The sequence below is a fragment of the Mycolicibacterium celeriflavum genome (genome assembly GCF_010731795.1).
In the GTDB taxonomy this organism is placed as follows: Bacteria; Actinomycetota; Actinomycetes; order Mycobacteriales; family Mycobacteriaceae; genus Mycobacterium; species Mycobacterium celeriflavum.
The window spans coordinates 2,818,836-2,838,953 of sequence record NZ_AP022591.1; the positions used below are offsets into that span (position 1 = coordinate 2,818,836).

Annotated in this window: 21 protein-coding genes; 10 read left to right on the forward strand and 11 right to left on the reverse strand. The window is 68.8% G+C overall.

Annotated elements, in window-relative coordinates; translation table 11 throughout:
- Position 1 precedes the first annotated feature (1 nt).
- Positions 2–826: an SDR family NAD(P)-dependent oxidoreductase gene (locus G6N18_RS13775; RefSeq protein WP_067220500.1), complete on the reverse strand. Its 825-nt coding sequence runs from the start codon at positions 824–826 to the stop codon at positions 2–4.
- 429 nt (positions 827–1,255) lie between these two features.
- On the opposite strand from G6N18_RS13775, the gene G6N18_RS13785 reads away from it, so the two are divergent.
- Entirely contained in the window at positions 1,256–1,609 is a 354-nt protein-coding gene (locus G6N18_RS13785) for a VOC family protein (RefSeq protein WP_067220842.1), read from the forward strand.
- Positions 1,610–1,614: 5 nt separating this feature from the next.
- On the opposite strand, the gene G6N18_RS13790 is transcribed toward G6N18_RS13785, so the two are convergent.
- Entirely contained in the window at positions 1,615–2,106 is a 492-nt protein-coding gene (locus G6N18_RS13790; RefSeq protein WP_067220845.1) for a DinB family protein, read from the reverse strand.
- Between the two features lie 166 nt (positions 2,107–2,272).
- Complete coding sequence (gene groL / locus G6N18_RS13795) at positions 2,273–3,898, reverse strand: chaperonin GroEL (RefSeq protein ID WP_067220503.1); 1,626 nt, start codon at positions 3,896–3,898, stop codon at positions 2,273–2,275.
- 273 nt (positions 3,899–4,171) lie between these two features.
- Between groL and G6N18_RS13800 the strand changes: the two genes are divergently transcribed.
- The gene (locus G6N18_RS13800; protein WP_067220506.1) at positions 4,172–4,681 is read left to right on the forward strand and encodes a cupin domain-containing protein; all 510 of its coding nucleotides are present in this window, start codon (positions 4,172–4,174) and stop codon (positions 4,679–4,681) included.
- Positions 4,682–4,775: 94 nt separating this feature from the next.
- A complete protein-coding gene (locus tag G6N18_RS13805) occupies positions 4,776–6,479 on the forward strand; it encodes a DEAD/DEAH box helicase (RefSeq protein ID WP_067220508.1) in 1,704 nt (567 codons plus the stop codon).
- Here G6N18_RS13805 and G6N18_RS13810 read toward each other — a convergent pair.
- The 5 genes from G6N18_RS13810 to G6N18_RS13830 are packed head-to-tail and all read right to left on the reverse strand — an operon-like array spanning position 6,476 to position 10,080.
- A complete protein-coding gene (locus G6N18_RS13810; RefSeq protein ID WP_067220511.1) occupies positions 6,476–6,976 on the reverse strand; it encodes an SRPBCC family protein in 501 nt (166 codons plus the stop codon). The two genes, G6N18_RS13805 and G6N18_RS13810, sit on opposite strands and share 4 nt — an antisense overlap.
- 36 nt (positions 6,977–7,012) lie before the next feature.
- Positions 7,013–7,285 (reverse strand): addiction module protein, encoded by a 273-nt coding sequence (locus G6N18_RS13815; protein ID WP_234783642.1) that lies wholly within the window; start codon positions 7,283–7,285, stop codon positions 7,013–7,015.
- Positions 7,282–8,103 (reverse strand): HAD-IIA family hydrolase, encoded by an 822-nt coding sequence (locus tag G6N18_RS13820; RefSeq protein ID WP_067220517.1) that lies wholly within the window; start codon positions 8,101–8,103, stop codon positions 7,282–7,284. Before G6N18_RS13820 ends, G6N18_RS13815 begins: the two co-directional genes overlap by 4 nt.
- A gap of 25 nt (positions 8,104–8,128) precedes the next feature.
- Positions 8,129–9,598, reverse strand: a complete 1,470-nt coding sequence (locus G6N18_RS13825; RefSeq protein WP_083003316.1) for a PH domain-containing protein — start codon at positions 9,596–9,598, stop codon at positions 8,129–8,131.
- A complete protein-coding gene (locus tag G6N18_RS13830; protein WP_083003319.1) occupies positions 9,595–10,080 on the reverse strand; it encodes a PH domain-containing protein in 486 nt (161 codons plus the stop codon). The genes G6N18_RS13825 and G6N18_RS13830 overlap by 4 nt, the downstream gene beginning before the upstream one ends.
- Before the next feature lie 56 nt (positions 10,081–10,136).
- On the opposite strand from G6N18_RS13830, the gene G6N18_RS13835 reads away from it, so the two are divergent.
- From G6N18_RS13835 to G6N18_RS13855, 5 genes are read left to right on the forward strand one after another with little or no spacing between them, the layout of a single operon-like run.
- Positions 10,137–11,048 carry an SDR family NAD(P)-dependent oxidoreductase gene (locus tag G6N18_RS13835; protein ID WP_083003323.1) on the forward strand — a complete coding sequence of 304 codons (912 nt, stop codon included), beginning with the start codon at positions 10,137–10,139 and terminating at the stop codon, positions 11,046–11,048.
- A complete protein-coding gene (moeA, locus tag G6N18_RS13840) occupies positions 11,048–12,241 on the forward strand; it encodes a molybdopterin molybdotransferase MoeA (RefSeq protein ID WP_083003327.1) in 1,194 nt (397 codons plus the stop codon). The genes G6N18_RS13835 and moeA overlap by 1 nt, the downstream gene beginning before the upstream one ends.
- Positions 12,242–12,269: 28 nt before the next feature.
- The gene (locus G6N18_RS13845; protein ID WP_083003330.1) at positions 12,270–12,968 is read left to right on the forward strand and encodes a phosphatidylserine decarboxylase; all 699 of its coding nucleotides are present in this window, start codon (positions 12,270–12,272) and stop codon (positions 12,966–12,968) included.
- Positions 12,965–13,816, forward strand: a complete 852-nt coding sequence (pssA, locus tag G6N18_RS13850) for a CDP-diacylglycerol--serine O-phosphatidyltransferase (RefSeq protein WP_179962306.1) — start codon at positions 12,965–12,967, stop codon at positions 13,814–13,816. The genes G6N18_RS13845 and pssA overlap by 4 nt, the downstream gene beginning before the upstream one ends.
- Position 13,817: 1 nt before the next feature.
- The gene (locus G6N18_RS13855; protein WP_083003333.1) at positions 13,818–16,046 is read left to right on the forward strand and encodes an AAA family ATPase; all 2,229 of its coding nucleotides are present in this window, start codon (positions 13,818–13,820) and stop codon (positions 16,044–16,046) included.
- A 1-nt stretch (position 16,047) separates the two neighbouring features.
- Here the strand turns inward: G6N18_RS13855 and G6N18_RS13860 are convergent, their stop codons facing one another.
- Positions 16,048–17,100, reverse strand: a complete 1,053-nt coding sequence (locus tag G6N18_RS13860; RefSeq protein ID WP_083003337.1) for a class I SAM-dependent methyltransferase — start codon at positions 17,098–17,100, stop codon at positions 16,048–16,050.
- A 238-nt stretch (positions 17,101–17,338) separates the two neighbouring features.
- Between G6N18_RS13860 and G6N18_RS13865 the strand changes: the two genes are divergently transcribed.
- The gene (locus G6N18_RS13865; RefSeq protein WP_067220539.1) at positions 17,339–17,806 is read left to right on the forward strand and encodes a DUF1707 domain-containing protein; all 468 of its coding nucleotides are present in this window, start codon (positions 17,339–17,341) and stop codon (positions 17,804–17,806) included.
- Here the strand turns inward: G6N18_RS13865 and G6N18_RS13870 are convergent.
- On the reverse strand, positions 17,773–18,429 hold the full coding sequence (locus tag G6N18_RS13870) for a response regulator (RefSeq protein WP_067220855.1): 657 nt from the start codon (positions 18,427–18,429) through the stop codon (positions 17,773–17,775). The two genes, G6N18_RS13865 and G6N18_RS13870, sit on opposite strands and share 34 nt — an antisense overlap.
- Positions 18,429–19,400 (reverse strand): HAMP domain-containing sensor histidine kinase, encoded by a 972-nt coding sequence (locus tag G6N18_RS13875; RefSeq protein ID WP_083003341.1) that lies wholly within the window; start codon positions 19,398–19,400, stop codon positions 18,429–18,431. Before G6N18_RS13875 ends, G6N18_RS13870 begins: the two co-directional genes overlap by 1 nt.
- A 256-nt stretch (positions 19,401–19,656) precedes the next feature.
- Between G6N18_RS13875 and G6N18_RS13880 the strand changes: the two genes are divergently transcribed.
- Positions 19,657–20,115 (forward strand): CBS domain-containing protein, encoded by a 459-nt coding sequence (locus tag G6N18_RS13880; protein WP_067220859.1) that lies wholly within the window; start codon positions 19,657–19,659, stop codon positions 20,113–20,115.
- The last annotated feature ends 3 nt before the right edge of the window (positions 20,116–20,118 follow it).

Consider the following 20,118-nt stretch of genomic DNA (forward strand, 5'->3'; position numbering starts at 1 on the left):
GTCAGCTTGAAACGCGGTCGCGCCGCAGCGCCGGATGCTGACCGGCGAGCACCTTGAGCAGCACCGGCCGCGGAAGCAGTTGCAGCAGACGGGTGCTGAGCCGATTGGGCAGCCCCGCGATCACCGTGCCCTTGTCGTGCTCGAGCGCCTCGACGCCGACGCGGGCGACGTCGCGCGACGGCATCCACATGAACTTCGGGAACGCCGCGGCGAACTTGCGCTCGTCCATCCCGGCGGACTGCAGGAACTCGGTGCGTACGGGTCCGGGCGCTAGCATCGCGACCGTGACCCCGGTGTTCGCGAGTTCGGCGCGCACCCCTTCGGTGTAAGCCTTCACGAACGCCTTGGTGCCCGCGTAGCCGGACTGCCCGGGGAACGGGTGAAAGCCCGCGGTGGAACCGACGTTGAGGATCGCGCCCCGGCCGCGCGGCACCATCTGCTGTACCGCGCGGGTAGTCAGGTCGATGACGGCCTCGACGTTGACGCGGACCTGGGCTATCTCGTCGGTCACGTCGGATTTCACTATCCAACCGAGCGTGCCGATGCCCGCGTTGTTGACGAGGATGTCGACCGTCAGCCCGCGGGCCTCGATCTCGTCGAACAGGCGGGCGCGGGCGTCGGGGTCGGCGACATCGCGCGCGACGATCTCGGTGCGCACGGACTTGCCGAGTTCGGCGGCCAGGTCGCGCAGCCGGTCCTCGCGGCGCGCGACCAGCGTGACACCGTGGCCGCGGGCGGCCAGCTCGCGGGCGATGTCCGCGCCGATGCCCGAGGAGGCTCCGGTGACGACGGCGGTGGTGGTCGGCGAAGGCTGCGGCAATGGCATACATGAACCTAACGCTCGGCCGTGCCGACGTATTCTCGGCCCATGAGCGTGAAGGTGGATCTCGATCGATTGGCCGACGTGCTGGGCGACTTCGCGTTCGCCTACCTGATCTCGGTCGGCGACGACTACCGCGCGCACACCGTCTTCGTCGAGCCAGTCTTCCGCGACGGGCGCCTCGACGTCGGCACGGTCGGCAGGCACACCCGCGAGAACACCGAACGGCACGGCGACGTCACCGTCGTCTGGCCGCCGCGCGAGGCCGGCGGGTACTCGCTGATCGTCGACGGTCACGCGCAAGCGTCCGACGAGACGCTGACGATCGAGCCGACCCGCGCGGTGCTGCACCGCAAGGCCACTGCGGAGTCGCCGTCGACCAGCCCCGACTGTCTGCACGACTGTGTGCCGCTAAACGAGGCGTCGCCGGGCGGCGTGCGCACCACGCGCGTGATCGCCGACCTTCGAGTGGCCGACATCGAGGCGGCCAACAGCTTCTACGTCGACTTCCTGGGGTTGAGCACCGAAGACTTCAACCTGGGTTGGGTGGCCCGCTACACCTCACCGGACACCGGAGCCAACGTCCAGTTGGTCACCCGCGATGCCACCGCCCCGGAGGACCCCGTGGTGTCGGTCTGCGTCGACGACATCCGAGCGGCATACGCAGAGGCACAACAGCGCGGCTACGAGATCGTGCATCCGCTGACGAAGGAGGCGTGGGGGGTGCAGCGCTTCTTCGTACGAGCGCCGGACGGCAACGTCCTCAACATCGTCGACCACCGGGACTGACAGCCTCAAACGCCCGTAGCGCCGTCGATGCGCTCCCGGATGAGATCGGCCTGCCCGCAGTGGCGGGCGTACTCGCCGATCATGTGGAGGTAGATCCACCGCAGGCTGACTTCGCCGCCCTTGAATTCAGAGGTGTCGGTCAGGTCGCGGGTGGCGCAGTTCGCGCGAGCCTGCGTGATCTCGTTTCGCCAATTAGCCTGCGCCGCAGCAAAAGTCGACTGCTCGGACAAGTCGAACCCGCCGTCGTGACCGGATGCGCGAACTGTCGAGCCGTAGATCGGCGGGGCGTCTTCACCGGCCAGCACGCGGCGGAACCAGTTGCGCTCCACCTCGGCCATGTGCTGGACCAGTCCGAGCAGGGTCAGCGGCGACGGTTCGACGCTGGCGGTGCTCAGTTCGACGTCGTCCATCCCCTCGCACTTCATGGCCAGCGTCGCGCGGTAGAAGTCGAGCCACGCTTCCAGCGTCGTGCGTTCGTCGGCGTTCAACGGTGGCATCGCCCGTTCAGTCACAGTCGCGATACTGCCAGCCCCGCTCGGCACGTCGAATGTGAATCTGGCGACGCTCGGCCCGAGAAAAGCGTCGCTCAATGCACAATCGCGGAGCTCGAGACACGAAAAAGCCCGGCCTGCCGAAGCAGACCGGGCTCTTCCGTAATGGGACTCAGAAGTCCATGCCGCCCATGCCGCCGGTCGGGTCGGCCGGACCAGCGGCCGCCTTCTCCGGCTTGTCGGCGACGACCGCCTCGGTGGTCAGGAACAGCGCCGCGATGGACGCCGCGTTCTGCAGCGCCGAACGCGTCACCTTCACCGGGTCGGCAACGCCGGCCTTGAGCAGGTCCTCGTACTCGCCGGTCGCGGCGTTGAGGCCGACGCCCTTGTCCGAGTTGCGAACCTTCTCGGCAACCACGCCGGGCTCCAGGCCACCGTTGAAGGCGATCTGCTTCAGCGGAGCCTCGAGCGCCACGCGCACGATGTTGGCGCCCGTGGCCTCGTCACCGGTGAGCTTCAGATCGTCCAACGCCGGCGAGGACTGCAGCAGGGCCACGCCACCACCGGCGACGATGCCCTCCTCGACGGCCGCCTTGGCGTTGCGGACCGCGTCCTCGATGCGGTGCTTGCGCTCCTTGAGCTCGACCTCGGTGGCCGCGCCCGCCTTGATCACCGCAACACCGCCGGCCAGCTTGGCCAGGCGCTCCTGCAGCTTCTCGCGGTCGTAGTCGGAGTCGCTGTTCTCGATCTCGGCGCGGATCTGGGCGACCCGGCCGGCGATGGCGTCGGAATCACCGGCACCCTCGACGATCGTGGTCTCGTCCTTGGTGACGACGACCTTGCGCGCCTTGCCCAGCAGCGAGACGTCGGCGGTCTCGAGCGAGAGGCCGACCTCTTCGCTGATGACCTGACCACCGGTGAGGATGGCCATGTCCTGCAGCATCGCCTTGCGGCGGTCACCGAAGCCCGGGGCCTTGACGGCGACGGACTTGAAGGTGCCGCGGATCTTGTTGACGACGAGCGTCGACAGCGCCTCGCCCTCGACGTCCTCGGCGATGATCAGCAGCGGCTTGCCGGACTGGATGACCTTCTCCAGCAGCGGCAGCAGGTCCTTGACCGTCGACACCTTAGACGACACGAGCAGGATGTACGGATCCTCGAGGACCGCTTCCTGCCGCTCGGCGTCGGTGACGAAGTAACCCGAGATGTAGCCCTTGTCGAAGCGCATGCCCTCGGTGAGCTCGAGCTGCAGGCCGAAGGTGTTGGACTCCTCGACCGTGATGACACCCTCGTTGCCGACCTTGTCCATGGCCTCGGCGATCAGCTCGCCGATCTGGGTGTCACCGGCGGAGATCGCGGCGGTGGCAGCGATCTGCTCCTTGGTCTCGACCTCCTTGGCCGACTTCAGCAGCGTCTCGGTGATCTTCTCGACGGCCTTCTCGATGCCGCGCTTGAGGCCGAGCGGATTGGCGCCCGCGGCCACGTTGCGCAGACCCTCGCGAACGAGCGCCTGGGCGAGGACCGTTGCCGTCGTGGTGCCGTCTCCGGCGACGTCGTCGGTCTTCTTGGCGACTTCCTTGACCAGCTCGGCGCCGATCTTCTCGTACGGGTCCTCCAGCTCGATCTCCTTGGCGATGGAAACCCCATCGTTGGTGATCGTGGGAGCGCCCCACTTCTTCTCCAGGACGACGTTGCGACCCTTGGGGCCCAGCGTCACCTTTACCGCATCAGCGAGGCTGTTCAAGCCCCGCTCGAGGCCGCGGCGGGCCTCTTCGTCATACGCAATTGTCTTGGCCATTGCGAAGTGTTCCTCCGGATCGGGGATGGCACGTCTGCGGTCGGGTGCAGTGCCCGCGACGGACGGCTCGGGTGTGCTCCGCAGAGATGCGGCCCGTTGCCTCACCGGCCCGACCTAGCACTCACTGGTCGCGAGTGCCAACTGCATTTCTAGCACTCGACCATGGCGAGTGCAAGATTGTTCGTCGCCGCGTTCACGCCGCTAGCGGCCCGTCCATGCCCGCCGCGACGGAGTTGACGGTCCGCGTTGGCGGGGTGTGGCAGGCTGACGCTGATGTCGCTGTGGGATCCCCGGAACGTGCCGCCCTATCCGCCGGCCCGCTACACCGGGGAGGAACCGGAAGTCAGTGCCTGGTTGCGGCGCTCCACCGAACCCGCGGACTACGACTCGTTCGGTCTGGTGAAGTACCACTACCTGGCGAACCAACAGGCGACCGACGGCGACTACGGGCTCTACCGCGTGGAGATCGCGCCCAACGGCGGCGGCCCCGGACCGCACTTCCACCGTGCCATCTCCGAGGCTTTCTACGTGTTGTCCGGCACGGTCAGGCTCTACGACGGTAGGGACTGGATCGACGGGCACCCGAACGACTTCCTCTATGTGCCACCCGGCGGCATCCACGGCTTCCGCAACGAGGCAGACGAGCCGACGTCGCTGCTGATGTTGTTTGCTCCGGGCGCGCCGCGCGAGGCGTACTTCGAGGGGTTCAGCCAGCTGGGTGACCTCACCGACGAAGAGCGCAGCGAGTGGTTCATCAAGCACGACAACTACTTCGTCGAGTGACACGCCGCACGACACGCTTTGAAAGGTGCGCGGCCGTAATCCGTTGCGCTAGGCTCTTTCCGATCGCGTTCCGATCAGGAAAAGGAGTCTTTGGGTGCGGGCAGAAGCAGCGCCCGACACCCAGGCTTTGCGAGGCTGGCAGCGTCGGGCATTGGTGCGGTATCTTGGCGCCAAACCGCGCGATTTCCTTGCCGTGGCGACTCCGGGCGCGGGCAAGACGGCGTTTGCCCTGCGCGTGGCCGGTGAGCTGCTTGCCGACGGCACCGTCGAGCAAATCACCGTCGTCGTGCCGACCGAACACCTCAAGACCCAGTGGGCGCTGGCCGCCGCCAGGCTCGGCCTCTCGCTGGACCCGAAGTTCTCCAACAGCGCCTCGCACACCTCCTCGGAGTACCACGGGGTCGTCGTCACCTACGCCCAGGTCGCCAGCCACCCGACCCGGCATCGGGTGCGTACCGAGAACTACCGCACGCTCGTCGTCTTCGACGAGATCCACCACGGCGGCGACGCGAAGAGCTGGGGCGAGGCGATGCGCGAGGCGTACGGCGACGCCACCCGCCGGCTGTCGCTGACCGGCACCCCGTTCCGCAGCGACGACAGCCCGATCCCGTTCGTCACCTACGAACCCGACGGCCCGGGCTCTGGGGGGGTACTGCGCTCACGCGCCGACCACATCTACGGCTACTCCGACGCATTGGCCGACGGGGTGGTGCGACCGGTGGTGTTCCTGGCCTACTCCGGCGAGGCGCGCTGGCGCACCAGCGCGGGTGAAGAGTATTCCGCGCGCCTCGGTGAACCGCTGAACGCCGAGCAGACCGCACGCGCGTGGCGCACCGTGCTCGATCCGAACGGCGAATGGATCCCCGCGGTGTTGCAGGCCGCCGACAAGCGCCTCACCCAGAAACGACAGCATGTTCCGGACGTAGGGGCGATGGTGATCGCGTCGGACCAGAAGGCCGCACGCGCCTACGCCAAGGTGCTCACCACGCTGACCGGGGAACCGCCCACGCTCGTGCTCTCCGACGATCCGGGGTCCTCGGACCGCATCGCCCAGTACGCGGCGGGCAGCAGCCGCTGGCTGGTCGCGGTGCGCATGGTCTCCGAGGGTGTCGACGTGCCGCGGTTGGCCGTCGGCGTGTACGCGACCAGCGCGTCGACCCCGCTGTTCTTCGCCCAGGCGATCGGCCGCTTCGTCCGGTCCCGTCGTCCCGGCGAGACCGCGAGCATCTTCCTGCCGTCGGTGCCCGCGCTGCTCGACCTGGCCAGCGAGATGGAGGCACAGCGCGACCACGTGCTGGGCAGGCCGCACCGCGAGTCGCAGGGCGAGTGGGACGACGCGGCCCTCGAGGAGGCCAACAAGAAGAGGGACGAAGCCGGCGAGCTCGACAACGGGTTCGAGATGCTGGGCGCCGACGCCGAACTCGATCAGGTCATCTTCGACGGCTCCTCATTCGGCACCGCGACGCCTGCGGGCAGCGAGCAGGAGGCCGACTACCTCGGCATCCCCGGCCTTCTCGACGCGGACCAGATGCGGGATCTGTTGCGCCGCAGGCAGGAAGAGCAGCTGACCCGCCAGACCGCCTCGGGCGAGGTGCCCCGGGTGTCCACCCACGGCCAGCTCCGCGAACTTCGCAAGGAGCTCAACACGCTGGTGTCCATCGCGCACCACCGCACCGGCAAGCCACACGGCTGGATCCACAAGGAGCTGCGCCGGATCTGCGGCGGGCCGGCCGTCGCCGCGGCCACGACGGATCAGTTGCGGGCCCGCATCGAGGCGGTGCGCAGCCTGCAGGCTTAGCGGCGCGCCTCGGCCAGGGACGCCAGGTTCTTGAGCGAGTTGTCCAGGTGCGACGGGTCGAACGGTGGAAACGGGATGTCGCGACGGTACGGCGCCGGAACATTCGACCAGTCATAGGTCAACGTGACCGCCGTGCTGCCCGGGCCCGAGGCCTCTAGGTCGTAGCGCCACACCCAACCGCCGAATTCGACTTCCGCGCCGGGCATCATGTTGCCCCGGTCGTCGGGGCCCTGACCGGGTTGCCACGCGATCGCATGCGGCCGGTCGAGGATCTCGATGCGGTTGGACATCTCGTAGGCCTTCGCGGGGTGGTTGTCGTGGTACATCGCCATCCGGAAGATCTGACCGGGCTCGGCGAGGGTTTTCCCGTCCAGCGATTCGCGCACCCAGCCCGTGCCGTCGATCTCCTGATGTGTCGAGGGGTCGGCCAGCACATCGAAAACGGTCTCGATTCCAGCGTTGACGGTTGTACTCGCCTGTATGCGTTCTTCAGTCATGTCGGTACTGACTGCCCCGGCCGCGAGAACTCATCGCTAAAAGACCCCGCAGCCGGCCACCCCGCACATCAGCGAGCTGACCAACAGCAGCGGCCACAGCGCCACCGCGACGACCAGTGCCGCGATGTTGGCGAAGATCGTGAAGTCGCCGGACAGCGCCGCCTCCAACTGCCCGATCAGCTCGATGTGGAGCATCGCATAGCCGACTCCGATGACCGTGTAGAGCAGCGCGAGCCACAACGCGAGCTCGAGGTAGGTGTTGATGCCCCGCTGCAGCAGCATCTGCTGCATCCGTTGCCACATCGTCATTCCGAAAGCCCGAGCAGTTCGGGCAGATCGGCGACGGAGTCGAGTACATGATTCGGCTGCATCGCGAATTCGTCTGCGGCCCAACGGTCGAGCGTGTCCTGGCGGAACTTTCCGGTGCGTACGAGGACCCCGGTCATGCCGACCACCTGCGCGGCGAGCACGTCGTTGTTGAGGTCGTCCCCGACCATGTACATTTCGTCGGGCTCGACACCGAGACGGCTTGCCGCAGCGAGGAATCCCTCGGGGGCGGGTTTGCCGACCGCGGTGGCTTTGCGTCCGGACGCCTCCTCCATTCCGATCAGGTACATGCCGGTGTCGATGCGCAATCCGTCGGTCGTCGTCCATGCGGTGCTGCGGTGCATCGCGACCACCGGAACCCCCTGGGCCATCCAGTCGTAGACCCACGACAGCGTCAGGTGGGTGTACTGGGGACCCGCCCCGCCCAGCAGCACCACGTCCGGTGCATCCGGCGCTTGGGGCCCATCGAACTGGTCGGAGTACACGATGTCGATGCCGGGCATGTCCTCGGCGATCTGTCCGCTGTTGACGAGGAAACATCGGGCGTCGGGATACGTGTCGCGGACGTACTGCGCCGTCAGCACCGCCGCGGTGATCACCTCGTCGGGCCGGACATGCATCCCCGCGTCGGTGAGCAACTCGGCGATCTGCCCGCGGGTCTTGGTCGTCGTGTTGGTCAAGTAGGCGCAAGCGATCTGGTTGTCGGTCAACGCCCGCACGGTATCTGCCGCACCGGTGATCGGCTGCCACGACGTGACCAGCACGCCGTCGATGTCGAACAGCACTCCACCGATCGCCATGGCCCGACAGTAAACGGCGCACCGGTCAGCGCAACTCGGGCCCCGCGCACGCCCACTTCGTGTCTGCCACCCATGGCGAGGCGTCGGCGGCGATCGACCACGCCAGATCCGCGGGCACGTCGATCACCTGATAGTGCTTGACACCCGCGGCGGTCGCGGCCACCAACGTCGCCACCCCGGCCCGGCGCTGCATCCAGGTCTGCCGCACGGTCCAGCCGATGATGCCCGAGGCCTGGATGCAGTCGCGCCGGCGCTGCAGGCTGCCGGCGCGCGCGACCAGCCAGCCGTCTCCCACCCGGTGCCCCAACGATCGTGCACGGTCGACGGCCAGCAGCGCACAACCCGCGGTCAGCACGGCCCACGGCAGCCACACCCAGACCGGTGTCGGCGCCACCAGCAGCGCGGCCGCCAGGACCGCGGGCAGCACCAGCGCGCGCGTCCACCGCCTGCGCGTCGCGACGGGTCCGTGCGTGCGAAGGGGACCGCTCACCGCGTCCCGGCGTTCGATCAGGTCGGTCAACACCGCCTCCGCCGTGTGTTTCGGACACGGCGGCAGCAGCAGAGACGCTTCGCCCTCTCCCCCGACACCGGTCATGACCGCGTCGAGGCGGGCGCCGCCGAACAACCGCACGAGCAACGGTTCCCGCAGCGTGCCCCCGCGCAGCCTGCGCATGTCGAAGGTGTGCTCGCGGACCCGGACCAGTCCGTGCTTGAGGTGCAGCACCTCGAAGTCGCGCCGCAACTCGAGGTTTCCGTAGCTCAACAACGACTGCAGAACCGAGAGCACCACCGAGGCCGCCAGGATTGCCAGCGCTGCAACGGCGATGCTGGCCGCCAGCCCGAACCGTTCCGCGACCGCCAGCCCCGACCGCGCGACATCCGAGTCGCGGACCGCGCCCTGGGCACCCACCTGGTACACCACGCCGACCGCCGCGGCGATCATCGCCAGCCCGGTGAAGCTGAGTGGGCTGTAGCGCAGCCACGACGGCGTCCACCGGGCGAGCACCCGGCCCGGCGCGCTCGGCTGCTCCGCATCTGCGGCCAGCGAGTCGGCCAGCAGCACCGCCCGCAGCCGGCCTACCTGCTCGGCAGGCACCGCGTCGAGCGCGAAGACGGCGTCGCCCCTGGCCTCCTGACCGGTGCCGACGCGCACCACCGTCAGCCCCAGCAGCCGGTGCAGTAGCCGCGCCTCGGTGGACACGGACCGAATCCTGTTGCGGGGCACCGAGAGTAGCTTGCGCTGCAGTATGCCGGTGCGCAGCGCGACATCCTCGGAGCCGATGCGGTAGGTGGTGGTGAACCAGCGTGCCAAGCCGATCGCCACGGTCACCGCCAGCACGGCGAACGCCAGCAACGGGTTGCCCGTCGCCGTGCCGAGCACCAACGTCCCGACGATCACCGGGATCTGCCGTAGCACCTCGTGCACGGGGTGCACCAGCAGCATCCGTGGGCTGAGCCGCTGCCAGTCGGCCTCGACCGGGAGGCCGCTCGTCATGTGGCGTCCTCGCCGCCGAGCGCGGCGATGTCGGTGAGCCGCGCGACGACCCCGTCGGCGACGTCGGCGTCCAACGCCACGATGCGCACCGCGCCCGCCGACGACGCGGTCGTCACGGTCACGTTGGCGAGCCCGAACAGCCGGTCCAGCGGTCCGCGTTCGGTGTCGACGGTCTGCACCCGCGAGATGGGCGCGATCCGACGCTCCTGGGTCAACCAACCGGTGCGGGTGTACACCGCCCGCGGGTCGACGTCCCACCGGTGCACCCGGTACCGCCACCAGGGCACCACCACGACGAACACGACGATGCCCAGCAGCGTGCCTGCCGCCGCGAGTGCATGCCACCACCACTCGCGCGGGTCCACCAACAACCACACCACCTGCCCGAGCGCCAGCACCGACCAGGGAATCGCGGCGCCGATCGCCCACACCAGTGGCGCCTTGCGGCTCGGCTTGTTCGCGGGATCCAGGAGATCGGTCATCAGGTGTCCAGCGTAGGTAACCGCGACGGCATCGGCCCCTGGGTATGTTGAGCGTCATGGGCAGCAAGTGGACCGCGGCCGACATTCCGGACCAGTCCGGGCGGACCGCCATCGTCACCGGCGCGAACAGCGGCCTCGGCTATGACACTGCGGCCGCGCTGGCCGACAAGGGCGCGCAGGTGGTGCTGGCGGTGCGCAACCTCGACAAGGGGACCGAGGCCAAGGACCGCATCAAGACGGCCAGCCCCAACGCCATCGTCACACTGCAGGAGCTCGACCTGTCCTCACTCGACAGCGTCCGCAGGGCCGCCGACGAGCTGCGCGCCGCGCACCCGCGCATCGACCTGCTGATCAACAACGCCGGCGTGATGTACGTGCCGAACCGCGAGCTCACCAAAGACGGTTTCGAGATGCAGTTCGGCACGAATCACCTCGGCCACTTCGCGTTGACCGGCCTGCTACTCGACCATCTGTTGCCCGTCGACGGGTCGCGCATCGTGACGGTCAGCAGCGTCGGGCACCGGCTCATGGCCCGAATCCGCTTCGAGGACCCCCACTTCGAGACGGGCTACAACCGGGTGCAGGCCTACGGGCAGTCGAAGCTGGCCAACCTGCTGTTCACCTACGAACTGCAGCGACGACTCAAACTCAAAGGCGCGCCGACGATCGCCGCTGCCGCCCACCCCGGTTTCTCCGACACCGAGTTGATGCGCTACATCCCCGGCTTCGTTCCCGACTTCATCTGGAAGATCGTCGCCCAGCCGGCGTCGATGGGCGCGCTGCCGACGCTCCGGGCGGCCACCGACCCGGGCGTGGCGGGCGGGCAGTACTACGGTCCCGACGGCATCGGCGAGGTCAAAGGACATCCGAAAGTCGTTGCGTCGAGCGGACAATCACACAACGAAGACATCCAGCGCCGGTTGTGGACGATGTCCGAGGAGCTGACCGGCGTCACCTACCCCGTCTGATGCGCACCGTCGAGGAGCATCAGCGCGTCGTCGCCGCGTTGATCGCGCGCCGCGCACCGGTCAGCGTGCCGATCGCCGATGCGCTGGGCCTGGTGCTGGCCGACGACGTCGTCGCGCCGCTGTCGCTGCCGGGCTTCGACAACTCCGCGATGGACGGATACGCCGTGGACGCCGACGACGTGGCGACCGCGACGCCCGAGCATCCGGTGCGACTGCCCGTCGCAGAGGACATCCCGGCGGGGCGCACCGATGTGCTGACACTGAAATCCGGTACGGCACACCGGATCATGACCGGCGCGATGTTGCCCGCAGGCGCGACCGCGGTGGTGCCGGTCGAAGCGACCAACGCGGCGATCGACACCGTGGAGATCCGCGCCGGCGCGCGACCGGGCCAGCACATCCGGCGGGCCGGCGAGGACGTCACCGCCGGTACGGCGGTGCTGCACGCCGGGCAGGTCGTCACACCTGCCGCGCTGGGACTTGCCGCCGCGCTGGGCCTCGGCGAGCTCACCGTGATCCCGCGGCAGCGGGTGCTCGTGATGTCCACCGGCACCGAACTGGTCGCACCCGGCACACCGTTGGCACCCGGTCAGATCTACGAGTCGAACGCGGTGATGCTGGCCGCCGCCCTGCGCGACGCGGGCGCCGACGTGGTGGCTTCGGCGATGACCGGCGACGATGTCGACTCGTTCCGCGACGCCCTTGCGCGGCATACCGGTGACGCCGACCTGATCATTACGACCGGGGGCGTGAGTGCGGGCGCCTACGAAGTCGTCAAGGATGCATTGGGCGGGTCGGTGGAGTTCGTCAAGGTGGCCATGCAGCCGGGTATGCCGCAGGGATGCGGGCGTGTGGACAACACGCCGATCATCACGCTGCCGGGTAATCCGGTGAGCGCGCTGGTGTCGTTCGAGGTCTTCATCCGCTCGCCGCTGCGCGCCGCGATGGGCCTGGCCAATCCCGACCGGCCGCGGCGCACCGCGGTGCTGACCGAACACATCACCTCACCGCGCGGCAAACGGCAGTTCCGCCGCGGCGTGCTGGACGACGACGCCGGAATGGTGACGAGCTACGGCCCGCCCGCCTCGCACCACCTGCGCTGGCTGGCATCGGCGAACTGCCTCCTGGAGATCGCCGAGGACGTCGACGCGCTACCAGCGGGGTCGCAGGTCCAGGTGTGGGACCTGACCTGACCGGCGTGGCCCGTAGAATCGCTGCACGATGGCCAGACGCCCCGACCTGAAATCCGGCCCTGCGCGGCTCCTGGCGCTGGCCCGTACCACCATCCCCCCGATGCATCCCGCCGGACTGCCGTTCGTCGGCGCCAGCCTCGCGGCGGCCGCCCTGGGACGGCGAAACCGGTGGCTGCGCGGTGCCGCCCTGGCGTCGGCCGCCGCCAACGCGGCATTCTTCCGGCATCCGCCGCGGGTGCCACCCACCCGGCCCAATCTCGTCGTCGCGCCCGCCGACGGCCTGATCTGCCTGATCGAGGAGGCGCCGCCACCGGCCGAACTCGGTTTACCCGCAACGCCGTTGCCGCGTATCAGCATCTTCCTGTCGATCTTCGACGCGCACGTGCAGCGTGCCCCGATCGGCGGTGAGGTCGTCGCCGTCGAGCACCGGCCGGGGCTGTTCGGCTCGGCCGAACTCGAGGCCGCCAGCGAGGACAACGAACGCTACAGCGTGCTGATCCGCACCGCCGACGGCGTCGAGGTGATCGCCGTGCAGATCGCGGGCCTGGTGGCGCGGCGCATCGTATGCGACGCCAAAGCGGGCGACAAGCTGGCGATCGGCCAGACCTACGGGCTGATCCGCTACGGCTCACGGCTGGACACGTATTTGCCCGCAGGATCCAACATCGTGGTGACGACGGGGCAGCGCGCGCTGGCGGGCGAGACGGTATTGGCCGAACTGCCGTGATCCGACCCCGCATCAAACGGTCCGTCGTCAGCCTGCGGATCCTGCCCAGCGCGATGACGGTCGCCGCGATCTGCCTCGGACTGAGCGCGGTCAAGATGGCGCTGGACGACCGGCCGACCGAGGCGATGGCGTTTCTGGCGGTCGCCGCGATCCTCGACGCGCTCGACGGGCGCATCGCCCGCGCTCTCGGCGCGACATCGCGGATGGGCGAGGAGATCGACTCGCTGGCCGACGCCGTGAACTTCGGTGTCGCACCGGCTTTCATCGTCTACGGCACGCTGCTGTCGCAATCGCGGATCGGCTGGATCGTGGTGCTGGTGTACGCGGTGTGCATCGTGCTGCGACTCGCGCGCTTCAACGCGATGCTGGAGGTCGACAAGCCGGCCTACGAGAAGAAGTACTTCGTCGGCATGCCCGCACCGGCGGGCGCTATCGGCGCGATCGGTCCGCTGGCCGCCAAGATGCAGTTCGGTGAGGGCTGGTGGACGTCGGAGCCCGCGGTGGTGATCTGGATGGTGGGCGTCTCGCTGCTCGTGGTCAGCACGATCCCGATGCGCAAGATCCACACGTTCTCGGTGCCGCCCAACATGGTCGCACCGCTGCTGGCGCTCGTGGCGATCGGCGTCGCGGCGGCGATCCTGTACGGCTACGTCGTGATCCTGATCATCATCGGCGCCTACGTCGTGCACATCCCGTTCGCCATCCGCACCCGACGCTTCCTGGCCGCGCATCCCGAGGTGTGGGACGACAAACCACGCCAGCAGCGCGCGGCCCGCCGGGCGATCCGCCGCGCCCAGCCACACCGCCGGTCCGTGATGCGACTCGGACTGCGCAGGCCCGGTTCCTGACATGACCGAACTGCAGTCCGACCGCCCGGCTCCACGGCATCGGCTCACGCTGACCGCGCGGCTGAACACCTCGGCGCTGGACTCGCGACGCGGGGTGGTCCGCCTACATCCCGAAGCCATTGCCGCGCTTGGCATTCGCGAATGGGATGCCGTGTCGCTCACCGGTTCCCGCACCACCGCCGCCGTGGTCGGCGAGGCACCCGCCGGGGTGCCGGCGGGCACCGCGCTGCTCGACGACGTCACGCTGTCCAACGCGGGCCTGCGTGAGGACACCACCGTGTTGGTCGCGCCGGTCACCGTCTACGGCGCGCGGTCGGTGACGCTGTCCGGGTCGAGGCTGGCGAGCCAGTCGATCTCCCCCGCGACGCTGCGCCAGGCGCTGCTGGGCAAGGTCATGACGGTCGGTGACACCGTGTCACTGCTGCCCCGTGAGCTGGGACCCGACATCCCGAGCTCGCGCGCGACCGCGGCGCTGGCGTCGTCGGTCGGCATCACCTGGACATCCGAACTGTTGACGGTGACCGGCACCGATCCCGCGGGACCTGTGAGCGTGCAACCCAATTCGGCGGTCACCTGGGGCGACGCCGCGGCGACGGGGGCTGCCGCACCGCCCGCGAACCCCGCCACCGGCCGGGCGGTGGTCACCACACCGGAGAAGACGCCGCCGGCGCTCGGCATCGACGACCTCAAAGGTGCACAGGCGCAAGCGCAGCGGCTCACCGAATGGCTCAAGCTGGCACTCGACCAGCCGGAGCTACTCGAAACATTGGGCGCGACAGCCAATCTCGGTGTGCTCGTGTCCGGCCCAGCAGGCGTCGGCAAGGCCGCGCTGGTGCGCGCGGTGTGCGCCGACCGGCGGCTCGTCGAGCTCGACGGTCCCGAGGTCGGCTCGCTGCGGGCCGAGGACCGGCTGTCCAGCGTGGCGTCCGCCGTGGCGACCGTTCGCGACGGCGGCGGCGTGCTGCTGATCACCGACATCGACGCGCTGCTGCCCTCCACCGCCGAACCGGTCTCGACACTGATCCTCACCGAACTCCGCAACGCGGTCGCGACGAGCGGGGTGGCGTTCGTCGCGACGTCGCAGCAACCCGACAACGTCGACCCGCGACTGCGCGCGCCCGACCTGTGCGACCGAGAGCTCGGGCTGAGCCTGCCCGACGGGGCGATTCGCAAACAGCTGCTGGAAGTGCTGCTGCGCGACGTCCCGGCCAAGGACCTCGACGTCGAGCAAATCGCCCAGCGCACACCGGGTTTCGTCGTCGCCGACCTGTCCGCACTGGTGCGTGAGGCGGCGCTGCGGGCGGCCGCCCGAGCAAGTGCCGACGGCGAGCCACCGGCGCTGACGCAGGACGACCTGCTGGGCGCGACGACCGTCATCCGCCCGCTGTCGCGGTCGGCGACCGAGGAGGTTTCGGTCGGCTCGGTGACGCTCGACGACGTCGGCGACATGACGGCCACCAAGCAGGCGCTGACCGAAGCGGTGCTGTGGCCGCTGCAGCATCCCGACACGTTCCAACGCCTCGGCGTCGCACCGCCGCGCGGCGTGCTGCTCTACGGGCCGCCCGGCTGCGGCAAGACGTTCGTGGTGCGGGCGCTGGCCAGCTCGGGCCGGCTGTCGGTGCACGCCGTCAAGGGCGCCGAGCTGATGGACAAGTGGGTCGGCTCGTCGGAGAAGGCGGTGCGCGAGCTGTTCCGGCGGGCCCGCGACTCGGCGCCGTCGCTGGTGTTCCTCGACGAGATGGACGCGCTGGCGCCGCGGCGCGGCCAGAGCTTCGACTCCGGGGTCACCGATCGCGTGGTGGCCGCACTGCTCACCGAACTCGACGGCATCGAACCGCTGCGCGATGTGGTGGTGCTCGGCGCGACGAACCGGCCCGACCTGATCGACCCCGCGCTGCTGCGGCCGGGCCGACTGGAGAAGCTGGTGTTCGTCGAACCGCCCGACGCCGAAGCCCGTCGCGAGATCCTGCGCACCGCGGGCAAGTCGATACCGCTGGCCTCCGAGGGCGAGCAGGCCGTGGACCTCGACGCGCTGGCCGACGAACTCGACGGCTACAGCGCCGCCGACTGCGTGGCGCTGCTGCGCGAGGCCGCGCTGACCGCGATGCGGCGCTCGATCGACGCCGCCGACGTCACCGCGGCCGACGTCGCACAGGCCCGCAAGAACGTGCGGCCGTCACTGGATGCGGCGCAAGTCGAGTCGCTGCGCGCCTTTTCCGCCGCCCGCTGAACTACGGCTTGGCTTCCAGCACCAGGTTGAACGGAGTCTCCGTGGCGCGCCGGAAGCGGGTGAACCCGCCGCCGTCGACCACGACCTCACGTAGCCGCGCTTCGCCGGCTTGAGCGCCGAGGGCGGGACCTTTGCGCGCCAGCGAAACCGGCACGCAGATCTGCGTGGACGCGCCGTACATCACGCGTCCGACGGGGTTCAGGTTGTCGGCCACCCGATCGTTGGCGAACGGCTCGACGATCATCGCGGTGCCGTCGTCGCTGATCGCCTCGCGCGCATGCTGCGACACGGAGACCGGATCTGCCATGTCGTGCAGACAGTCGAAGAACGCGATCAGGTCGAAGTTCCTGTCCTTGTATCCGACCGCGTCGGCAACCTCGAAACGCGCATTTGACGCACCTGCCGCCGCTGCTTTCTGTGTTGCGACACTTACCGATTCGTCGTGGTAGTCATATCCGACGAACTCCGAATCCGGGTACGTCAACGCCATCAGAATGGTGCTGGCGCCGTGGCCGCACCCGACATCGGCGACCTTGGCTCCCTTTTTCAGCTTGTCGACGACACCGTCTAGGGCCGGCAACCACGAATCGATGAGGTTTGTGTTGTACCCGGCGCGAAAGAACCGCTCCGTTCCCTCGAAGAGGCAGGGATGATGCTCACCCCACTCCATGCCTTGGCCTGATTTGAAGTTGTCGAGGGTGTGCTGCAGCGCGTGGAACGTCGCCTCGACGATGTTGTAGGCGCCGGGCATGTCCACCGGACCGTTCGGGTCGGTGAGGCAGAGCGCCTGTTCCTCGCTCAGTGACCACCTGTCGGATCCAGGATCGTATTCGACGTACCCACCGGCACCTTGGTTGCCGAGCCATTCGCGGACGTAGCGCTCGCTTGTGCCGGTGCGTTGTGCGAGTTCGGCCGACGTCACAGCTTCTCTCGCCAGCTCGCGGTACAACCCAAGCCGATCGCCGACGAGGATCAACGTCGCGCTCATCGCCGCGCCGAGATCACCCACCGCTCTGCCGAGGAACTCGTTCAACCTGTTTTCGTCGACAGCCATGGTCGCCTCTTCCCCTGCACCGCCCAGGTTCCCAGCATGGCACCGGTGCGATCGGCGGGGCAGATTTCCGCGAAGTTGTCGTCGAGGGGGCGCTAATCGCGATTCCGGCGTGGAAGCAATCGCTCAGCGCTCGGCAGCGCGCCGAAGCCACGGAAATGCCCAGACATCTTGACAATGGCTAGTTACCGCGCGATAGTCGAACCGGGAACTTGTCATTGTCAAGATCGAGGAGGTCGTCATGCCCGCCATCGCACCCGCCGTCCGCGCCGGAGACCCCGACCGGGAGAAGACCGCGGACGTGCTCGGCCAGGCGCTCGCCCAGGGCTACCTCGAGATGCCTGAGTACGAGGCCCGACTGCAGGCCGCGTTCGCCGCGACCACCCGTTCACAACTGCACGAGCTCACCGCCGATCTACCCGTCGAGCGCCTCAAGCGCAACGACCCCCGGCGGCGGGAAGCCCGCAGGCGGTTGGCCCGGCGCGGGGTCCAGATCCATCTGGCCGGCTACCTCACGATGGTCGCGATTGTGCTGACCGTGTGGTTGGCGGTCGGACTGACCGCGGGCGCCTGGTACTTCTGGCCGATCTGGCCGATCCTCGGCGCGGGCATCGGCCTGCTCGGTCACGCGCTGCCCGTCCGGTACGCGCTACCGGCCACGCCCTGCCAGCGCCGTCACGGCTCGATCAATCCGGCACGAATCGCGTAGCGGGTCAACGCCACCCGATCCTGCAATCCGAGTTTGGCCAGCAGGTTGGTCCGATGCCGGTCGACGGTCTTGACGCTGATGCCCAACGTGTTCGCGATGTCTCGCGACGAGTAGCCCTCGGCGATCAGCTTGAGTACCTCCTCCTCGCGGGGCGTGAGGATGGTCTCGGGCAGCCCGTCGCCCTGCCGGGCGCGGTGCAGATAGTCGCGGATCAGCGCCGTCACCGCGCCCGCGTACAGGAACGGCTCTCCGCGCAGCGTGGCCCGGCACGCCTCGAGCAGGTCGCGGTCGGCGACGGACTTCAGCACGTAGCCTGACGCACCGGCCTTCAGGGCCTCGAAGAAGTACTGCTCGTTGTCGTACATCGACAGGATCAGGATCCGGACGTGCGGATGGGCCCGGTTCATCTCCCTGGCCGCCTGCAGGCCCGTCATCCTGGGCATTGCGATGTCGAGGATCGCCAGATCTACGGGGGTGTTCTCGAGCAACGCCAGCGCCTCGTGCCCGTCGGCCGCCTCGGCGACCACGCGCAGATCGGGCTCGGCGTCGAGGATCATCCGTAGCCCGCTGCGCACCAGCGCGTGGTCGTCGGCGAGCAGGATGCGCGCCGGCTGCGCGAACATCACCAACACCGCCGCGACGGGATCGCCAGCCGCACCTCGGTGCCCTCACCGGCCGGGGACGCGATCGTGAGGTCGGCATCCACCAGCAACGCGCGCTCCCGCATACCGTTGATCCCGGCGCCCTCGCTGACCACGCCGCCGACGCCGTCGTCGGCGATGCGCATCGTCAACCGGTCGTCGGTGGTGTGCAGATCGAGCCACGCCTTGGTGGCTCCGGCGTGCCTGGCGATGTTGGTCAGGCTCTCCTGCGCGACGCGGTAGCACACCAGCTCGACATCCGGCTTCAGCCGATCCTGTTGCAGCACAATGTGTTTGACGACGGATAAGCCGGTTGCGTTGGTGAACTCACTGCACAGCGCGTTGAGCGCACTGTGTAGCCCCAGGTCCTCCAACGCCTCGGGACGCAGCCGGCGCGCGATGCTGCGAACCTCGTCGAGGCTCGCGCGGACCGCGTCCTGGGTGCCGGCGAGCTCACCGCGGATCTCGGCGGGAGCACGATCCACGGCACGCTTGAGCATGAGCAGCGCCACGGTCAAGGTCTGCCCGATCTCGTCGTGCAACTCACGCGCGATGCGCCGGCGCTCGTTCTCCTGCGCGGCCAAGGCCGACGCGCTGGCCGTGGTGCGTTCGGTCTCGAGACGGTCCAGCATGGTGTTGAACGACGCGATGAGGTGGCGCAGGTCGCCGTTGCCGCGGTCGTCGACGCGGTCGCTGCGGCGGGGCGGATCGACTCGCCGCATCGATGCGGCTAGCCGGTCGAGGGGGGCCAGGCTCGATCGCAACAACAGCGCGTTCGCGGTCAGGATGACGGCGAGCCCGACGACGAGCACGGGAATCTCGGTGAGCTTGATGCGGGAAGACACCGTGGCTGGCGAAATCGCCAGGATCAGCGTGCCCAACGTGAAGATCAGGCCGTTGATCAGGAAAACCCGCCGAAACAGTGCGGTCGCCGGCGTGCGCGCCCGTTTCATGACCTCAGCGTGGCCCGTCGCCTCCGCATTTGTCCATACACTGCACCGCCCCCGCCGAATGGGTGTCAGCCCCGATGGTGGGCCGGGCGGCGGCCGCCGAAACTGTCCTCACCATGCATATCTCGCCGGAATGGGAGGTCGAGATGCTGACGGGTCGACCCGTTCCGAACGGTTCGCGCAGGGTCGACGAACCGATCGGAGAGCGAGGACGATGACACTTACCGCCGACACCCCAGGGACCGGATGGAACGAGGTCATGCAAGCACACGAGATCGCCGTGACCCCGCCGACGGTCCGGATGGACGATCCGGTGTCCAAGGCCGTGCAACTGATGGTGGTCAACCGGCTGCCGGGGCTGGTCGTGGTCGACGACTCGGACCGTCCCGTCGCCGTGCTGCCGGGCACCCAGGTGCTGAGGCTGACCATTCCGGAGTCCTATCGCGACGACCCGGCACTGGTGCGCACCGTCGACGAGATTCATGCCGACCTGTTCTGGCACGGGCCCGGCCGGCTCACCGTCGGGGACTGCCTACCCACCCCGGTGGCCAAACCGGTCACGGTCGCGCCGGACGCCACGTTGCTCGAGATCGCCACCGTGATGGCCACCAAGCGGAGCCCGCTGATCGCCGTCGTCGACACGGACGGCAAGCTCGTCGGCGCGGTGACCCTGGAAAGGCTGTTGACGAGCCTGGCCGTGGCCGGCCCCAACGACTGAGCC